The organism is Flavobacterium inviolabile (assembly GCF_013389455.1).
Lineage (GTDB): Bacteria > Bacteroidota > Bacteroidia > Flavobacteriales > Flavobacteriaceae > Flavobacterium > Flavobacterium inviolabile.
Map to the genome: position 1 here is coordinate 928,069 of NZ_CP058278.1, position 17,250 is coordinate 945,318.

At 43.4% G+C, this 17,250-nt stretch carries 12 protein-coding genes; 1 reads left to right on the forward strand and 11 read right to left on the reverse strand.

Going from position 1 to position 17,250, the window contains the following annotated elements; all coding sequences use genetic code 11:
* Nucleotides 1-9 precede the first annotated feature (9 nt).
* Together mfd and HW120_RS04255 are read right to left on the reverse strand one after the other, a co-directional pair.
* Nucleotides 10-3,324 (reverse strand): transcription-repair coupling factor, encoded by a 3,315-nt coding sequence (gene mfd, locus HW120_RS04250; RefSeq protein ID WP_394353042.1) that lies wholly within the window; start codon nucleotides 3,322-3,324, stop codon nucleotides 10-12.
* An 85-nt stretch (nucleotides 3,325-3,409) separates the two neighbouring features.
* Nucleotides 3,410-3,997 carry a hypothetical protein gene (locus HW120_RS04255; RefSeq protein WP_177731156.1) on the reverse strand — a complete coding sequence of 196 codons (588 nt, stop codon included), beginning with the start codon at nucleotides 3,995-3,997 and terminating at the stop codon, nucleotides 3,410-3,412.
* A 179-nt stretch (nucleotides 3,998-4,176) separates the two neighbouring features.
* On the opposite strand from HW120_RS04255, the gene HW120_RS04260 reads away from it, so the two are divergent.
* Entirely contained in the window at nucleotides 4,177-5,121 is a 945-nt protein-coding gene (locus tag HW120_RS04260) for an L-threonine 3-dehydrogenase (RefSeq protein WP_177731157.1), read from the forward strand.
* Nucleotides 5,122-5,169: 48 nt separating this feature from the next.
* Here HW120_RS04260 and HW120_RS04265 read toward each other — a convergent pair whose 3' ends face one another.
* The 9 genes from HW120_RS04265 to HW120_RS04305 all read right to left on the reverse strand — a co-directional run bounded on the left by HW120_RS04265 (nucleotide 5,170) and on the right by HW120_RS04305 (nucleotide 17,165).
* Entirely contained in the window at nucleotides 5,170-5,736 is a 567-nt protein-coding gene (locus tag HW120_RS04265) for a globin family protein (RefSeq protein WP_177731159.1), read from the reverse strand.
* 17 nt (nucleotides 5,737-5,753) lie between these two features.
* On the reverse strand, nucleotides 5,754-6,188 hold the full coding sequence (locus tag HW120_RS04270) for a hypothetical protein (RefSeq protein ID WP_177731161.1): 435 nt from the start codon (nucleotides 6,186-6,188) through the stop codon (nucleotides 5,754-5,756).
* A gap of 132 nt (nucleotides 6,189-6,320) precedes the next feature.
* Nucleotides 6,321-7,481, reverse strand: coding sequence for an Atu1372/SO_1960 family protein (locus HW120_RS04275; RefSeq protein WP_177731163.1), 1,161 nt, complete (start codon nucleotides 7,479-7,481; stop codon nucleotides 6,321-6,323).
* Nucleotides 7,482-7,602: 121 nt separating this feature from the next.
* The gene (locus HW120_RS04280; RefSeq protein ID WP_177731165.1) at nucleotides 7,603-8,115 is read right to left on the reverse strand and encodes a nuclear transport factor 2 family protein; all 513 of its coding nucleotides are present in this window, start codon (nucleotides 8,113-8,115) and stop codon (nucleotides 7,603-7,605) included.
* 3 nt (nucleotides 8,116-8,118) lie between these two features.
* Nucleotides 8,119-9,420: an NAD-dependent succinate-semialdehyde dehydrogenase gene (locus tag HW120_RS04285; protein ID WP_177731167.1), complete on the reverse strand. Its 1,302-nt coding sequence runs from the start codon at nucleotides 9,418-9,420 to the stop codon at nucleotides 8,119-8,121.
* Between the two features lie 125 nt (nucleotides 9,421-9,545).
* Nucleotides 9,546-9,752, reverse strand: a complete 207-nt coding sequence (locus HW120_RS04290) for a YgaP family membrane protein (RefSeq protein ID WP_177731169.1) — start codon at nucleotides 9,750-9,752, stop codon at nucleotides 9,546-9,548.
* A gap of 21 nt (nucleotides 9,753-9,773) precedes the next feature.
* Entirely contained in the window at nucleotides 9,774-10,073 is a 300-nt protein-coding gene (gene trxA / locus HW120_RS04295) for a thioredoxin (RefSeq protein WP_177731171.1), read from the reverse strand.
* Between the two features lie 36 nt (nucleotides 10,074-10,109).
* The gene (locus HW120_RS04300; protein WP_177731173.1) at nucleotides 10,110-10,307 is read right to left on the reverse strand and encodes a hypothetical protein; all 198 of its coding nucleotides are present in this window, start codon (nucleotides 10,305-10,307) and stop codon (nucleotides 10,110-10,112) included.
* Between the two features lie 138 nt (nucleotides 10,308-10,445).
* A complete protein-coding gene (locus HW120_RS04305; protein ID WP_177731175.1) occupies nucleotides 10,446-17,165 on the reverse strand; it encodes a T9SS type B sorting domain-containing protein in 6,720 nt (2,239 codons plus the stop codon).
* Nucleotides 17,166-17,250: the final 85 nt, after the last annotated feature.

The following is a 17,250-nucleotide window of genomic DNA, read 5'->3' on the forward strand; positions in this document are numbered from 1 at the left end:
TTTCCTTTTTTAATTCATCATTTCCATTAACTCCAGGGCGCGTTTAATGGATTTTACATTTTCAAAAGTCAATAACAGTCGCAAACCGTTTTTCGTTTCCTTTTCTTTCATCTTGCACAAATTGCCCTGCTGCTGTACAAATCGCAGTACATTGTGAAAACGTGCCGACTGGTAGAAATCCGATTGCTGGTCGGCAACAAAATAACCCACCATCTTGCCTTGCTTTAAGATGAGCTTCTCAATACCCATTTTTGTAGCAATCCATTTAATGCGGATGCTGTTCAGTAAGGCAACAGCCTGTTTCGGCAATGGCCCGAAACGGTCAATTAACTTTTGTTCATATACTTTCAGGTCTTCCTCCGTTTTAATAACACTCAGTTCGTTATACAGGTTCAGACGCTCCGAAATATTGTTGATATATTCATCCGGGAATAAAAGCTCGAAATCGGTATCAATCTGGATATCTTTTACATAGTCTTTGGTCTCGATATCATTCTCTTCCGGATACAGATCCTTAAATTCGTTTTCTTTTAATTCCTCGATGGCTTCATTCATGATTTTCTGATAGGTATCAAAACCGATCTCATTGATAAAGCCGCTTTGCTCACCACCCAGTAAATCGCCGGCACCTCGGATTTCAAGATCTTTCATGGCAATATTGAAGCCGCTCCCCAGTTCGCTGAACTGTTCCAGTGCCTGGATACGCTTCCGGGCTTCCTCCGTCATGGCAGAATAAGGCGGGCAGATAAAGTAACAGAACGCTTTTTTATTGCTTCGTCCAACGCGTCCGCGCATCTGGTGTAAATCCGACAATCCGAAATTATTGGCATTGTTAATGAAAATAGTATTTGCATTCGGCACATCCAGTCCGCTTTCAATGATGGTTGTAGCAACCAGGACGTCAAACTCGCCATCCATAAAGGCAAGCATCAGCTCTTCCAGTTTTTTACCGTCCATCTGGCCGTGGCCTACGCCAACTTTGGCTCCCGGAACCAGACGCTGGATCATTCCGGCAACCTCCTTGATATTCTCAATACGGTTGTTGATAAAATAAACCTGTCCGCCGCGTTCAATTTCATAGGAAACAGCATCGCGTATTATTTCTTCATTAAAACCAACAACATTGGTTTCTATAGGGTAACGGTTGGGCGGTGGTGTCGTAATAACCGATAAATCCCTTGCCGCCATTAAGGAAAACTGTAAGGTTCTCGGGATAGGCGTCGCGGTTAACGTTAAGGTGTCGACATTCTGGGCAATCGTTTTTAATTTGTCCTTAACGGCTACCCCAAACTTTTGCTCCTCATCAATGATCAGCAAGCCCAGGTCTTTAAAAACAACATTTTTATTAACCAGTTGGTGGGTTCCGATGATGATATCGAGTTTGCCGCTTTCCAGATTTTTAAGAATCTCCGTTTTTTGCTTGGCAGTACGGAAACGATTCACATAGCTCACGTTAACCGGCATGTCTTTTAACCGGTCGCGGAAAGTTTTGTAATGCTGGAAAGCCAGGATTGTGGTGGGTACCAGGATGGCAACCTGTTTGCCGTTGTCTACCGCTTTAAATGCGGCACGAATCGCGACTTCCGTTTTTCCGAAACCAACATCACCGCAAACCAGACGGTCCATCGGTCTGTCGTTTTCCATATCGGCTTTCACTTCCTGTGTGGCTTTAGACTGGTCCGGCGTGTCTTCATAAATAAAAGAACTTTCCAGTTCCGCTTGCAGGTAACTGTCGGGCGCAAAGGCAAAACCTTTATCCAGTCGGCGTTTGGCGTATAATTGTATCAGGTTGAAGGCGATATGTTTAACACGTGCCTTCGTTTTCTGTTTTAAAGTCTTCCATGCAGAAGAACCTAATTTGTATATTTTGGGCGGCGCACCGTCTTTTCCGTTGTATTTGGAAATTTTATGCAGCGAGTGAATACTCACATACACGATGTCGTTATCGGCATAAACCAGTTTTATCGCTTCCTGTGTTTTGCCTTCCACCTGGATTTTCTGCAAACCGCCGAATTTTCCGATGCCGTGGTCAATATGCGTTACATAATCGCCTACCGATAGTGTGGTAAGCTCTTTTAAAGTGATATTCTGTTTTTTCGAATAACCGTTTTTAAGATTGAATTTATGATAACGCTCAAAAATCTGATGATCGGTATAACAGGCAATCTGGTTTTCTTCGTCTATAAAACCCTGGTATAACGGAGCAACGATGGTTTTATACTGCTTCCGGATGTTTTCGTGATTCGCCTCATCAAGGGTCTCGAAAATATCGTGGAAACGTTTTGCCTGGCCTTCATTGGAACAGAAAAGATAATTCTTGTAACCGTTAAAATGATTGTCGTTCAGGTTGTTTAAAAGCAAATCGAACTGCTTGTTAAACGAAGGCTGTGGCTGGGTGTGGAATTCCACCGTTTTCTGCGTTCTGAAAATGGGTTTTGAAGCAAACTCCACTATGGTAAAATCCAAAGCCTTCTTAACGAAAGAAGTCTGGTTTAAAAACATGGTTTCCGGAGTGGCATGCTGGATCTCTTTCGATAGCTTTTCGAAAGCCTCATTGGCCTTGTCAAACAACTTGTCCAGTTTGCTCAGCAGCAAATCGGTATTCTGGATAAAAATAACGGTTTGCGGATTGATATAGTCTAAAAAGCTTTCGCGGTTTTCCTTCAGGAATTTGTTTTCCACATTCGGAATGATCGTGATCTTTTTCTGCTTTTCAATAGAAAGCTGTGTTTCTACGTCGAACGTACGGATACTGTCCACTTCGTTTCCAAAGAACTCCATACGATACGGATTGTCGTTGGAAAAAGAGAACACGTCAATAATACCACCCCGAACCGAAAATTCTCCGGGTTCGGCTACAAAATCAACTCTTTTAAAATTGTATTCGAAAAGCACCTCGTTGATAAAATCAATCGAGATATTATCGCCGGTAGCCACTTTCAGCGTGTTTTTGTCCAGTTCCTTCCGCGTAACCACCTTTTCAAAAATCGCATCCGGATAGGACACAATTATGGAAGGCTTTTTACGGGAATTGATGCGGTTCAGCACTTCGGCACGAAGGAGAACATTCGCATTGTCGGTTTCTTCAATCTGGTACGGACGGCGATACGAACCGGGATAGAACAAAACGTCCTGGTCGTTTATCAGGTTTTCCAGATCATTTAAATAGTAAGCCGCTTCTTCTTTATCCTGAAAAAGAAGCAGAAATGGCAGGTCGCTTTTTGAAAAAAGGGATTGTACCACAAAAGACAGGGAAGAACCAACCAATCCTTTCAGATGCAGTTTGTTTTCTCTTTTTTGCAGCTGGTCTGCCAAAAGACTCACTTTTGAAGACTTTTCGTATATGTTTACTATATCGGGTTTCAAAAAATAGATGGTTTAAAGTTGATGGGAAATAAATCCCAGCAGTTTATTTTTTAGGCTCTGAAAAATTTGCTCTGGCACGGCGCACGGTGTCAAGCGCCTGTAACATTTCCGTTTCTCCAATTTCTTTAGGAATTTCCATTTTATAAAGAATTTCATCCATTTGGGTTTGTACGGACATTACTTCTTCCGAAACTTCATGAATTAATGAAATTACTTTTTTAGTCGGGATATAATCCAGGGAAATAAAGGTTTCCAGCGATTTAACTTTGGTGTTCAAAGTCGACAGGCGGCTTTTTACCGCAGGCGTATTGAAAATCACCGGGATATTATTGGTTAGCGAATCCGATTTTTTAACCAGGGTGATCGTCTTTAACTTAAAGGCATTCAGGGTGCTTTTCGGTTTCTGAGCCAGTTCCTGTTTGAACTGGCGCCATTCTTCCCAATTCTGGATTTTGCTTTGTACTTTCGGACTTACGGCCGGAATGTCGAATTTCCAGTTGGAATTGATAATGGCAAAAACGGAGTCCCTTTGCTGTAACGATTTTTGATATTCGATCTCACGTTCATCCTTGTTGTTGCATGAAAAAAGAAAAAGAGAAAAACCCGCTAAAACCGCTACTATATATTTCATTTGTTTACTTAAAACGTTTGTATTAAACAACAAATTTACAAATGTTATCCAAAACTTCTTTTTTTATGGGAATTTGTTAACTAAAATTAATTGTCCGGTGAAATAATAGGGTCGGAAAGTAGCCTGTAGATTTCCTTGAATGCGCTATCTTTGTCAAAAATATAGCTACGCAAATAAATATGAATACAACAATTTTAATTATTGGTGCTTGTGGTCAGATCGGGTCTGAACTTACCGTGAAATTGCGCCAGATATACGGAAATGATAATGTAATTGCTTCCGATATCAGAAAAGGGACACAGGATTTTGTCGCTACAGGACCTTTCGAAGTGGTAAACGCAATGGACTTTAATCAGATTGAAGAAGTTGTTGAAAAATATAAAGTAGACGAAGTGTATTTAATGGCAGCATTGCTTTCGGCTACAGCCGAAAAAAATCCTGCTTTTGCATGGGACCTGAATATGAATTCGTTGTTTCATGTTTTAAATCTGGCGAAAGCTGAAAAAATTAAAAAAGTATTCTGGCCATCCAGTATTGCGGTTTTCGGACCGACTACGCCAAGAATCGATACACCGCAGTATACGGTTATGGAACCGTCTACCGTTTATGGAATTTCAAAACAAACGGGAGAAAGATGGTGTGAATATTACCACCAGAAATATGGTGTGGATGTGAGAAGCATCCGTTACCCGGGCTTGATTTCGTGGACCACACCACCCGGTGGAGGCACTACAGATTATGCGGTGGATATTTACTACAAAGCCCTGGAAAATAAAAGCTATACCTGTTTCCTTTCGGAAGAAACCGCTTTGCCAATGATGTATATGGACGATGCGATAAAAGCAACGATCAGCATTATGCAGGCTCCGGCAGCAGACGTGAAAGTGCGTTCTTCCTACAACCTTTCGGCGATGAGCTTTACACCAAAAGAAATTGCCGCTTCGATACAAAAACACATCCCGGAATTTACAATTGATTACAATCCTGATTTCCGTCAGGCAATTGCAGACAGCTGGCCGGCAAGTATTGACGATAGTTACGCCAGAAAAGACTGGGGTTGGCAACACGACTTTGACCTGGAAAAAATGACAGCCGTAATGCTGGAAAACCTTGCTAAAAAATAATAAAAAAACGCTACCGGAATAAGGTAGCGTTTTTCATTTAAAACAAACTTACTGTTGCACTACCTGCGGTCGTAGTGACTCTAAAACGACCCCAACCTCACCAATAAGGTCGTTGGGAACGCTGTTCTTTTGTGCACCAATCACAACATCGCCAATAAATTTGTCCATGTCGGCATTGTTAGCCTTCATTGCCATTCTCGGGTTTGTTGCCGGATTGTGTGCGTCTGTCATGTTTAAACCGGTATAAGAGAAATTTTTGGCACCTGTGCCCACGCAAAAGAAATCGGTTAGATTTTTACTCAGTATCGCCAGATTGGTCGTATTTCCGGAACCAACTTCCGAAAGTAATGTGGCAAAATAAGGTTGTAATTGCGGATCGGCAGCAATTACAAAAATAGTACTGTCCACTACAGAGCGCAATCCCAAACGGCCCTGTTCGATCATTTGCCCGGAGTTTCTCGGATCGGCAACCATGGTTGTCCCTCCTAATTTTTGATAAAGCGTTGGCGGTGTAACGGGTGTAGGTGTATCATCATTATCGTTACTACAGGCATAGAAAGCCGATAGGCCAACCAGAAGAAGCCCTGCTAATGTTAGTTTTGAATAGATTTTCATAATAATTTATTTTATAGTTAATTAAAAAGTTTTTGTATTCCATGTGAAAAACGATAAGAGAAAGAATTGCGGTCCATAACAGGGCAGCCGGAATTTTTCATTTGATCCGTAACAACAAAGCGTTCTGCTTTATAATTTCCTTTTTCCAGAAGGGCATCAAAAGCTTTCTGAGAATCAACTTTATTCAGGTTGTGGGTATATACCAGTATGCCGTCCTTAATGTTGAAATAGGTGTTTTCAACACCGTCAATACTTCGCAGCTGGGCATTGATAACTTTGGCTTTTGCCGAATCAATGGGTTCTTTAAAATCAATACGGCTTAACTGTAAACTCATATTGTCATAGCTTTTTGGAGTAACCATCAGGATGTGGACTACCAGTGTGATAAAAAGCAGTGCAATAATCCCGAATAAGCCGCCTGCTATCCATTTAACTTTTTTGTTGATTTTCATAGCGCAGTTCGTTTATAAGTTTGTTAGGTTTATGTACGGGAAAAAAAGGACTATGGTTTTAAAAAAAATGAAATAAAAAAACCGGACACTTTTATCGGTGTCCGGTTGGTTGTATCGGGATGTTTTTCTGAGCTATTCTATTTCAAATATTGCCTGGATTTCAACAGCTGAATTTACAGGTAAAGAGGCTGCGCCAATGGTTGCCCGGGCATGTTTGCCTTTTTCTCCGAAAACCGTTGCCGTAAGATCGGAAGCGGCATTCATGATGGCCGCATGCTGTGTATATTCGGGAGTGGTATTGAAAAAACCGGTTAATTGCACGCATTGTTTTACCCTGTTCAAATCACCGCCGCAGGCATCTTTAAGCACAGCAATAACATTCAGCATTGTTTGGTATGTGGCTTCTTTAGCCTGTTCTTCGGTTACTGTCACGCCGATTTTTCCGGGATTTACGATTTTCCCGTCTTTCAGCGCCACCTGATTAATGTAAACTTTATGATCGGAAATTACATAAGGCACATAATTGCCTACCGGTTTTGGTGCTTCGGGTATGCTGATTTTGTTTTCTCTCAGGGTTTTGTTCACATCCGGAGCGGTATTGCCGGAAGTGGCAGGCTGTTTTTTAACGGAAGTAAAAACTTTTAAGGCACTTGCTGTTTTGGCTAAGGCCAGTCCCTGTTCTTTAGCCAAAGCCAGTTCGCTTGCCGAAGGACGGGTTCCGTTTGCACCGCTTAAGGATGATGCGCCGAAAGGAGTATTTCCCTGCGGAACGGTTTTGTCTGTTTTATAGGAAGCCATTAATCCGGTTGGGATAATTACCATGCCGTGCATCGAGAGGATGTTCCAGAAAGACTGAATGGCGGCTTCCCTGCCCGATCCGGATCCGGCAGACATGAATACCGTTGCCGGTTTGCCTTCCAGGCTTCTGTCCGTCCATATCGGGATGCTTTTGCTGAAAAAGTAGCTCATATCGGCACTTACATTAGCAAAATGCACCGGACTTCCGAATGCGATTCCGTCATAAGCCGGAAGTTCGTCAATGGCAGCAACCGCTAATCTGGCTACTTCCGGACTTAGTTTCGCTTTTTCATCAATTGAAGGAACTCTTTTTATCGTCACCTTTGTATCCGGAAAGGATTTGGCCCCTTCGGCTATGGTTTGTGCCAGTTTGTAGGTTCCTCCGTTCTGGGAATGAATTAAAACCAGGATGTTTGTTTCTTTAGTTTGTGCATTCATTTTTATCGGGTTTAAAACCATTGTGAAAGCCATACAGATAAAAAAGATGTTCTTCATGATAGATAAATAAAAGAGCACCAAAAACAAGACCGGATGCCGGATACCATTATCCGGTGTAACGCTGTTTGCATGCTCTGGTTTGAGGATGCAAAATTAAATTTTAAAAAAAGGAAAATAGTTATTGTTTTCTTAATTGATTGACCAGTTTGTCCTCAAGAGCACTTTTAGCCTTTACCACTTCGGTAATGTTGTCATTAGGTACGGTCATGGACAGTACATAGTGTTTGATTTTCCATTGCCCTTCGGTTTTAACCATAACACCGGAGCCTCTGCATATCTTCATTTGCGTGTCCAGCAGCTCATCAAACCAGGCTAACGAAAGGTCTTCGTTAAAATAAATATGGCGTTCCAATGGTGTAAAATTCCAGGCTTTTCCTCTTTCAAAAAACGGTTTGGCAAATTTCTGAAAAGCGGTTTTGTCCCAGTTCTCGGTAGCATCGGTACCGATAAATATGGCATCGTCCGTTAATTCATTGAAATAATCGTCATAATTGGCTTCTGCCGCCGCTTTGTGCCAATCGTCGAGTGTGGTGCCGATTTCCTGTTTTTCTTCGTTAACGGTTTCCTCGCTGGGTTTCATGCAGGAGGTGAAAAGAGCGGTAGCCGCCAGTATTGTTATTACTTTTTGCATGGTTTAATTATTTATAAGTACTGTTTTGATGTTTACAAATTCCCGTATTCCCTCTTCGGAAAGTTCCCTTCCGTAACCGGATTTTTTGACACCGCCAAACGGTAACCGCGGATCGGATTTTATCATCTCGTTAAGGAATACGGCACCTTCTTCAAAAGCGGGTATTTTGGTTTTGATAAAAGGGATGTTCTGTGTGAAAACGGAGACGCCCAGCCCGAACCGGGAGTTGTTGCTGATTTTTATAGCGTCTTCAATCGTATCGAAAGTGATTATGGCCGCGACAGGTCCGAATACTTCTTCGTTAAAAACCGGCATGTCTGCTGTGATGTTGGTCACTATGGTCGGTTCAAAATAGGCATCATTGCGATGACCGCCCAAGACTACTTTGGCACCCATGGCAATGGATCGGTTAAGCTGTTCTTCCACTTCCTGTGCTAAATCGGCTCTGGCCATCGGACCCACCTGTGTTGCGGGATCCATCGGGTCGCCCATTTTTAGCTGGCTCACGGCAAGGATATATTTTTCTAAAAAGGATTCGTAGATGTTTTTTTGGATCAGGAAACGTTTTCCGGCAATACAGCTTTGTCCGGCATTTTGCATGCGGGCATTTACCGCAGTACTAACCGCTTTGTCCAGATCGGCATCTTCACAAACAATAAAAGCGTTGCTTCCGCCTAATTCCAGTAATGATTTTTTCAGGTGTTTTGCAGCTTCCGTGGCAACGGAAATTCCGGCGTTTTCACTTCCGGTTAAGGAAACCGCTTTAACATGCGGGTTGGCAATAACTGCGGCAACTTCCTTGCTGGAAATAGGCAGGTTCTGATAGATGCCAACCGGGAAGTTGCTTTTGGTGAAAAGTGTTTCGAGCAGCTGTGCCGTTTCCGGAACGTTGCTGGCGTGTTTTAAAACAATCGTGTTTCCGGCTATTATGGACGGAACGGCAAACCGGAAAACCTGCCAGAAAGGAAAGTTCCAGGGCATTACGCCAAGTAGCACGCCTAAGGGCTCATAGGTTGCATAACTTTCTGCGGCTTCTGTTTTTATAATCCTGTCCTGCAAAAAAGTAGCTGCATTTTCTATATAGTAATCACATAGTACCCCGCATTTTTCTACTTCGGCAACCGCCTGCGTAATGGGTTTGCCCATTTCTGCCGTGATCATTTCTGCATATTGACGCTTGTTGTCCAAAAGGGTTGTTTTCAGTTGCCGGATACAGGCTATGCGTTCGGTTATGTTTACCGTTTTCCAGTGTGAGAATGCCTGTGCTGCAGTATTTATTTTTTCAGAAGTGATTTCAGAAGTCATCTGTATCTTTAATTATGGTCTATTAGTAAAGATACTTATTTTGAAAAGAATGTGGTGTTAAAAATAGCAGGTGTGTTTTAACATTTCCTGTTTTAGAAAGCATTTCCAAAAGATATTGCTGCGGTTTAAGACTTCAGTTTCCGGGTGTTGGTTTTGAAAAAGGAATAAATGGGACAAAAATTAATTACACCCGTAAGCAGTAAAAACAGCCCGATGGCTAACAGTATATAGCCAAAAGTTCCGGTTACGATTTCTGTGGAAACCAGTAAGGACAGGATAATGGCAACGGTGATACGGATGATTTTGTCGATGTTACCGATATTTTTTTTCATGGTTATAAAGGTTTAGGGGGCTTAACTTTTATGAGAATTGATAACGGAAATAAGCGCATCTTTTGTGATTATTCCGGAATGCCGCCAAAGCTGCCTGCCTTCTTTGAAGAGCAGCATGGTCGGGACGCTTTTTATCTGGTATTTTGCAGCGAGGTCCTGATTTTTGTCAATATCGATCTTGAGGATATGAGCGGTATCGCCCAATACAGCTTTTGCTTCTTTTAACACCGGGGCTAATGCGGTACAAGGCTGGCACCAGGTTGCAAAAAAGTCAATTAAAACAGGTTCTTTCCTATTGGTTATTTCAGAAAAAGTGCTCATAAATCATCTTTTTTAATTAAGCATTGCGTGTTAATGTTATTGTTTTCTCCTTTTGTATGGAAGGGTGCAATATTGCGACTGGCATCCGAAATTAAATAATGCCTGGAACAGGAAGAAAAGCGCAAACAACCCGAATATCCAATGGTTGCTGTCATAAGCAGTATAGCCTAAAAACAAGGCAATGGCAAGACGGAAGAACCGCATAAAATGCCAGTTCTGGAATGTGTTTTTCATGATAAATGTTCCTTTTGACTTATAAATTTACGAAAAAAAAACGGAGATAAGATGTAACTTTTGTTACATAAATGAAGTTAGCCGAAATAAAACAAGGTTATTTCGGCTAACTTTTATGGCTGATCCGGGCATCCGGACCTATCTTTTCATAGCAAAATGGGAACGGAATTCCTTCTCTTCCCCATTTTCAATGTATTTTACTGAAAACCAATAATCGGTTGAAGGAAGCGGTGCGCCATTATAAGTCCCGTCCCATCCTTTTCCTCCCGGAAAGAGCTGTTTCAGGAATTTTCCATAGCGGTCAAAGATGTACACTTTAGCGTTTGGCTGCCCTTTAATTCCGGCGATATGCCAGGTGTCATTATAGCCGTCGCCGTTCGGGGTGAAAAATTTGTCATAATCGAGGACTACCGCTTCTATTCGGGTAGGATTACAGCCGTTATTGTCATGAACGAGTAGGGTATGTGTTCCGGCAGCTACATTCTCAAAAACTGGTGAAGCCTGTATCGGTTCCTCGTTTAGCTGATAGCTGTAATTTCCGGCACCCGTAGCGTGGATGATGATGTTGATAATGTCATTAAAAGAATATTCTACCCGTGCGGTCGCGATAGCCGGTTCCGAATGTCCGACTACGGCTTCTGCCGGAACCGATTCGCATCCTGTTGCGGTATGTGTGGCCACTACAAAATAATGACCGGGTTGTGTTGCTTCCAGCGCAGTGCCGGTTTGGCCCGGTATCAGTACGGTTCCGTTGTACCACTCAAAAGTATGGGTTGTAGCACTCAATCCTGAATGGATAATATGGCTGCTCAGAACGGCTCCGGTAACCGGATTGTAGCACACAAAACCATCGTTTGGCACCGGTTCGGGCAGGCGGTTGACTTTTATATTAAAGCTTGTTTCGGCGGCACATTTCCCGACCGTATTTTCATGAACGACCCTTACATATATTATCTGCGGATTGGATTCGTTTTCAAAAGCAGTCGGATTGCTAATCGGGATATTGGCATTGAGGTTTGCCAAACCGGAGTAATAATGAATCGAATAATCCGGATTGTTAGCCTGATACGGACCTAAGATCACCGGATCTAATGCGGTTAAATCAAAAATGATGTGACCATTGTTAGTGCCATAGGTATCGCATACGGTTGTAGCATGAACGGGCGGTTTTGTAGCTGTTGGACTGGTTTCGGCAATCAGCTGTAATGTAGTGGTGCTGATACAGCCGGTCAGGTTGTTTTGAATGCTTACCCAAAGTAACCGGCTCGTGCTTATAAAAATTGCAGGCAGCGGATTTACTGCCAGTGCCGCATCACTTTCCGCAAGGTGATAGTTCACGGTAAACGTATTTGGGTTTTGTCCGGCTAAAGCGGCTTCATCTTTTGTATGTAAGGTAAAAGTGGCTTTTCCGTCATTGGTATTGATACAGCTGTAATAATCGCTGATGCTGCCGGCTGCCGGCAAAGGATGTACAATGAGCTTTTGCTCGATAATAACAGCACAATCGGTAAGCGTACTCACCGGATTTGTCGTAACCCTGATCCAGATACTTGCGGTGGCCGTTTCATGACTTGTTGGGTTGGCGATGCTGTTGGAACCGTCATTGGCGTCACTTTCGGTGAGGTGATAGGTGATCAGGTCGGTACTGCCGTTTAAAACATAAGCGGCATTTGTAGTGAGATCAAAGACCTCTTTCAAATCACCGGGGTTATTATCGTCGCAGGACTCCAGCGAAACGGGATGAGTGTTCGGATTGGGAAGCGGGATAATGTGTGCCGTTAAGGACGTTACGGAAAAGCAACCGTGGCTGTCTTCAAAGCGGATCCATATTGTTTGCTGCGGTTGCGTTAGCAGGTATGCTGTTGCAGATAGCTGATCGGCAATTAAGGCGGCATTGGCGCCAGCCTCAGTGGCGTAACAGCTGATAGTGTAGCCGGACGGATTGCTGTGCAGCAGGTTGTAATAGTCCGATATGTTGATGACTTCCGTGCTATTCCTGTCGAAATCACAGCGGCTTATTGTTTGAGGAGTCAGTATAATGGCTGGCGGATTGATAAAATGAAGTTCTTTTACAAGGCTGCATCCGGTTGCAATATTCCTGATTTTTACGAAAAGCGGTGTCGCAAAATTTGAAAATATATAATGCTGCGGATCGGTTATGCTGTTTGTACCGGCATTGGCATCCGAAGAAGACAGATAGAACTCGAGTGCTAAAGCCGCTGGATCATAGGCAGGAAGCAGGTCGTAGATGGTCTGGGTTAAGTCAACCTGTTCTGTTCCGTCGGCATTGTTATCGCAAAGTGTTATCGGATTGGGTAAAGAATATTCTTCGTAAAACGGATTTAAGGTTATGGTCGCCCAATTGTCGCAATGGGCGTTTGGCGCAGACAGTCTTACATAGACCGGATTCGAATTGGGTAGCGGATTCGGGTAGGCGCCGGGATTGGCAATCGGGTTGGTATTCGACTGCAAATCGGCAATAGTAGAAAAATACTGGAATTGAATTCCCGGCTGGGCAGTGATAAGCCCTTCAGCTGCTGTTAAATCAAAGGTTTCAATACCGTTGTTATCCGTGTCACATTCTGTAAGGATTACGGTATCTGTTAACAATGGCACTTCCGGTTTGTGTTCCAGTGTTACCGTTTTTGTTTTACTGCAATTATTGCTGTTGGTACCTTTTACATAAATGATTTCAGGAAAATCATTCGGATCAATAGTATAGTTGGTAATATTCGTAATGGCATTGCTATTGTTGGCAGCATCGGCCGCATTTAAAAAATACTGGAAGCTGTAAGGCAGCGGATTTTCGACTACAGTAGCGTTAAGCAGCGTTAAATCAATGGTGTACAAACCATCTAAATTATCATCACAGACATCGTAGGTGCTGTTCACGAATTTTGGCAGGTTGTAAATCTGAAGTTCCAGCGTTTTAACCGTGTAGCAGCCGGTGGCAAGGTCTTCGAACCGGACATATACAAAAGAGGTCTGGCTGGCAGTTACCGGATATATATCTGGGGTTGCAATAGGATTTACACTTGTAGCGGCATTGGCAGGAGTGTTGTGAAAGCTAATGGTATAGCCGGAAGGATTGGTGATCATGTCCGGTATGGAAGCGGGTAAATTAAAAATACCGCTAAGCTCGTTTGTGACCGAAATATCACAGGCTGACTGAATGGTATCATTGGCAATTATTAGATCCCTTCTTTGAAAAACAATCGTTGTGATGGCAAAACAATGGGTAATGGTATTGGTGACTCTCACAAATACAGGAGGGGAAAAATTGTTTGCGTCGAATGAGGAAACGGTAAAGTTTGTTGTACTCAAATTTGGAATGGGATTCAGTTCCTGTAAGGCATCGCTATATAAATTGTAAAATGTAAAAGAAGTATTTGCAGGATTACTGATAAGCTGGTCCTGATAGCTGTTAAGGTTAACGGCCTCGCTTCCGTCTCCGAGGTTATCACAGATAACAGCCGTTACCGGGGTTACCACCGGAGCAGGGATTAATTGAATGGCAACAGGTACTATGCGGGCACAGGCAGCGTTTGTGCCATTGGTTATTTTTACATAAATGGTATCGTTATGCTGAATGGTGAAATCAGCCGGAATTTCGGGTGTTCCTGCCAGGGCATCGGCCATGTTCTCGAAATACTGATAGGTGTAGAGCAGGTAATTGGAAGTAATCTGAGCGTTAAAAACAGCCATGTCGGCAATGGTTTCGGTATTGTCGTTTTCGAAATCACAGGTAGTGACCACAGAATTGACCGTTAGCGGGAACGACAGTATGGCAACGTTGATCGGGACGATTCTTTCGCAGCCGGTAACCGTGTTCTTTAAATAGAGGTAAATACTACCGGTAACACCTAAAATAGAAGTGTCGTAAACAAAGGTATCCCAGTCGGGTAAAATTTCGTAAACCGGATCGTTGTTTTGAGCAGCGGTCAGGCTGGTGTATAGTTTTTTGATAATCGGTTCCAAAGGGTTTTCGATAATAACGGAAGCAACAACCTGATTCAGGTTGTCAAAAAGAACCTGTCCGTCATTGTCCGTATCACAAATTTCAACCACACCAATCGGGTTGGTGGCCACAGAATTAAAGAAACCGAAATTTACCTGCTGTATGGTCGGGCATTCACTCGGAGCCGTTGCCGGATCTTCTTCAATTCTCACCCATACAACGGTCATTGGGTTTATCGGATAGTTTGCCGGGGAATTGATGAGGTTGGTCTGGTTGAAAGCACCGGCTGAGGTGGTGTGGAAGCTCACTAACGGGCTGTTAAATCCGGAGGTAAGTCCCGGAATCATCGTTGTCAGGTCGTAAAGTTCGGTACCGTCTGCCCCGATATCGCAAACCTGCCGGTTAACGGGAGTTCCGATGTTAAAAGGGGTCAGGATAAAATTCAGGTCATAATTAGAGCTGCAATTATAGGACTTTACTTTTACGTATACAATCGTATTCGGGGAAGAAACCGTGATACTGGTAATCGGGTTGGTGCCGGCGTTATAGTCGGTTATGCTTGCAAAACAGCTAACGGTTTCCCCGGGATTTTCCAGTTGTATCTGGGTGATATAAGGCAGCAGGTTAACCGTTTCGTGTCCGTCGTTTAAGAGGTCACAAATGGTATAATCCTGGTTGACATGTTTGATAAACTTAACCGGAATGACGAGTTTTATAATACCGACAACTCCGTTAACGTCGACATAGCGTACCCATACTGCGGAAAGCGGGACAACCGGGAAAAAGCTGCTGATCTGGGTGCTGGTTAATGCTGTTGCAGGATCTTCGGTCTGGGCACCGTTTAAAGTGGTATAAAAGCCTAACGGAACAGGAAGCGGTACGATCGCGCTCATCGTACTGTTGTAAACTACATTCAGGTCGTAGGAAGGAATGGGTTCGCCAGTTTCCAGACAGGCACCAAAGTCGCCTCCGCCGCCAGTTCCACCACCACCACCACCACCACCGCTTCCACCGCCACCCATGGCTTCACAAAAGCGGATCGTTGCCGGTACTATCGTGCTGCAAAAACCGGATGCATTGATCGTCAGATATAGGGTTGTTTCCGTATGCGGTGACGGAATGCTTACCATATAATTGTTCGGATTGGCAATCGGACTGATGCCGTTCTGTGCATTATACAGCGAGGTGTAATACTGGATTGTCAGCGCATTTGTATTTGCAGGACCGGTTATTATGGTTACCGGAATTGAAGTTAAGTCGAATAATTCGTGTAAATCAAAATTCGGATCGTTAATGCAGAATGGGGTAATCGGAGCCAATTCCAGTTTCGGCATTATTCTCAAGGTGATTTTACGTACTGTAAAACAGTTGGAATTATTGGCGTTCACGACTCTGATGTACACGTCATAAAAGCCGGGAGGATTGTTTACGGTTATACTGGTTACAGGATTGATCCCGGCATTGGCATTGGGTAGATTATGGTAGTAGGAAACAGTCATGCCGGGCAGATAGCCGGCAATCTGGCTTGTTAAACCAGGTAAAGAAACCGGTTCGGAGCCGTCATTATTGGTGTCGCAGATGCGGATTTCCTGATCGGCTATTTGAGGTGTCTGAAATAATTTCACAGTAATCTTGCCGGTGGCATAACAGCTTCCTTTGGTTACCCTGTAATAAAAGGTGCGGGTGGTGGTGGTCATATGAAAGGTGTCCATGCCGGGCAAAGCATTTGCGTTGGCATCGGCTTCTGCCTGGGTATTGTGTATCGTTTTGATAATTCCGGCTTCCGCAGGCAGTAAACCGGCAATGTCTACGATTTCATCGGGGAAAGGATTGGTGGTATCGCAAAAAATTGCGGTAATGTCCGGTGCAACGGGATAATCCAGGTCGTAGTTAATCACGATGGTATTTTCTATAGTAACGGGCGAGCAGGTGTTGTACAGCACTTTTGCATTGTAAAAAGTAGAATAGTTGGGCGGTATTATTTCTATTGGGTTGGCATTTCCGAGGTAGCTGCCGGCAGCATTGTACCAGGACAAGGTGGTACTGCTGGCACCACTAGGCAGAAATTGATAGGATTCATTTTGGGCGGCCCAGGTACCGGTGTTTCTTTGCGGCGGCGCAATTCCTTTTGTGCCATTGGAATTATTAAGCCCTATCAGTGAATTTCCGTTTCCGTTGGCGCTGATATTTCCGGTACAGGTCAAAGGTTTGTCTTTTACATTCACCTCAACGATATTGGTTGTTTCGTTCAGGATGATCTGAAATGTGGATTTCCGGGTATTCGTACCATAACAGTTAAAATGGTTAACGGCATTAAAATTTACGATAAATTTTCTGAAAGGGGCTGTTCCGGTGGTCAGGTAGGTAACCGTGCCGCAGTTTTCTCCTGTGGCACAGCCAAATCCTGCCGGAATGTTGAGCATGTCCTGAAACCCGCCAAAAATGGCATTTCTGACCAATGATGGGTTGGGAGTAGTATTGATTATCGATGAAAAAGCACCTTCGGGAACGCTGCTGTCGTACCCGAAACGGACGATGCCGTTATCGCCTACGGTAACCGAATTATAGTTGTTGTTGTAGAAACAAAAGGTAAAACCCATTGGGATGGTGCTGCTCCAGGTGTCGTCTCCGCTAAATACGATAGGCGTTCCATCGGCAAAACTGCCGGTTTGGTTGAACGGAACGCTTTCAACGGTATATTCTGTGGTACTTTTTAAATCGGGAAAGGTTGCTGTCAGCCTGACTTTTTTGGGCGGAATAAAGTTGTAATCACAATCAATGGTTATCGTGCCGGTGGTATTGTTATGATCGGATATAATCAACTCCGGAACCTGACCGTATAGGCTTTTGGAAATAAAGCTGATAAAAATAAAAAGGAAGGTAATTGTTCTGATTTTCATTTTTGGAGTGGCTTAAAATAATGTATAGGGCTAAAGGTGTTGCAAATGTAAAGAAATGTACTGGGGAAGTGTTGGATTTTAAACA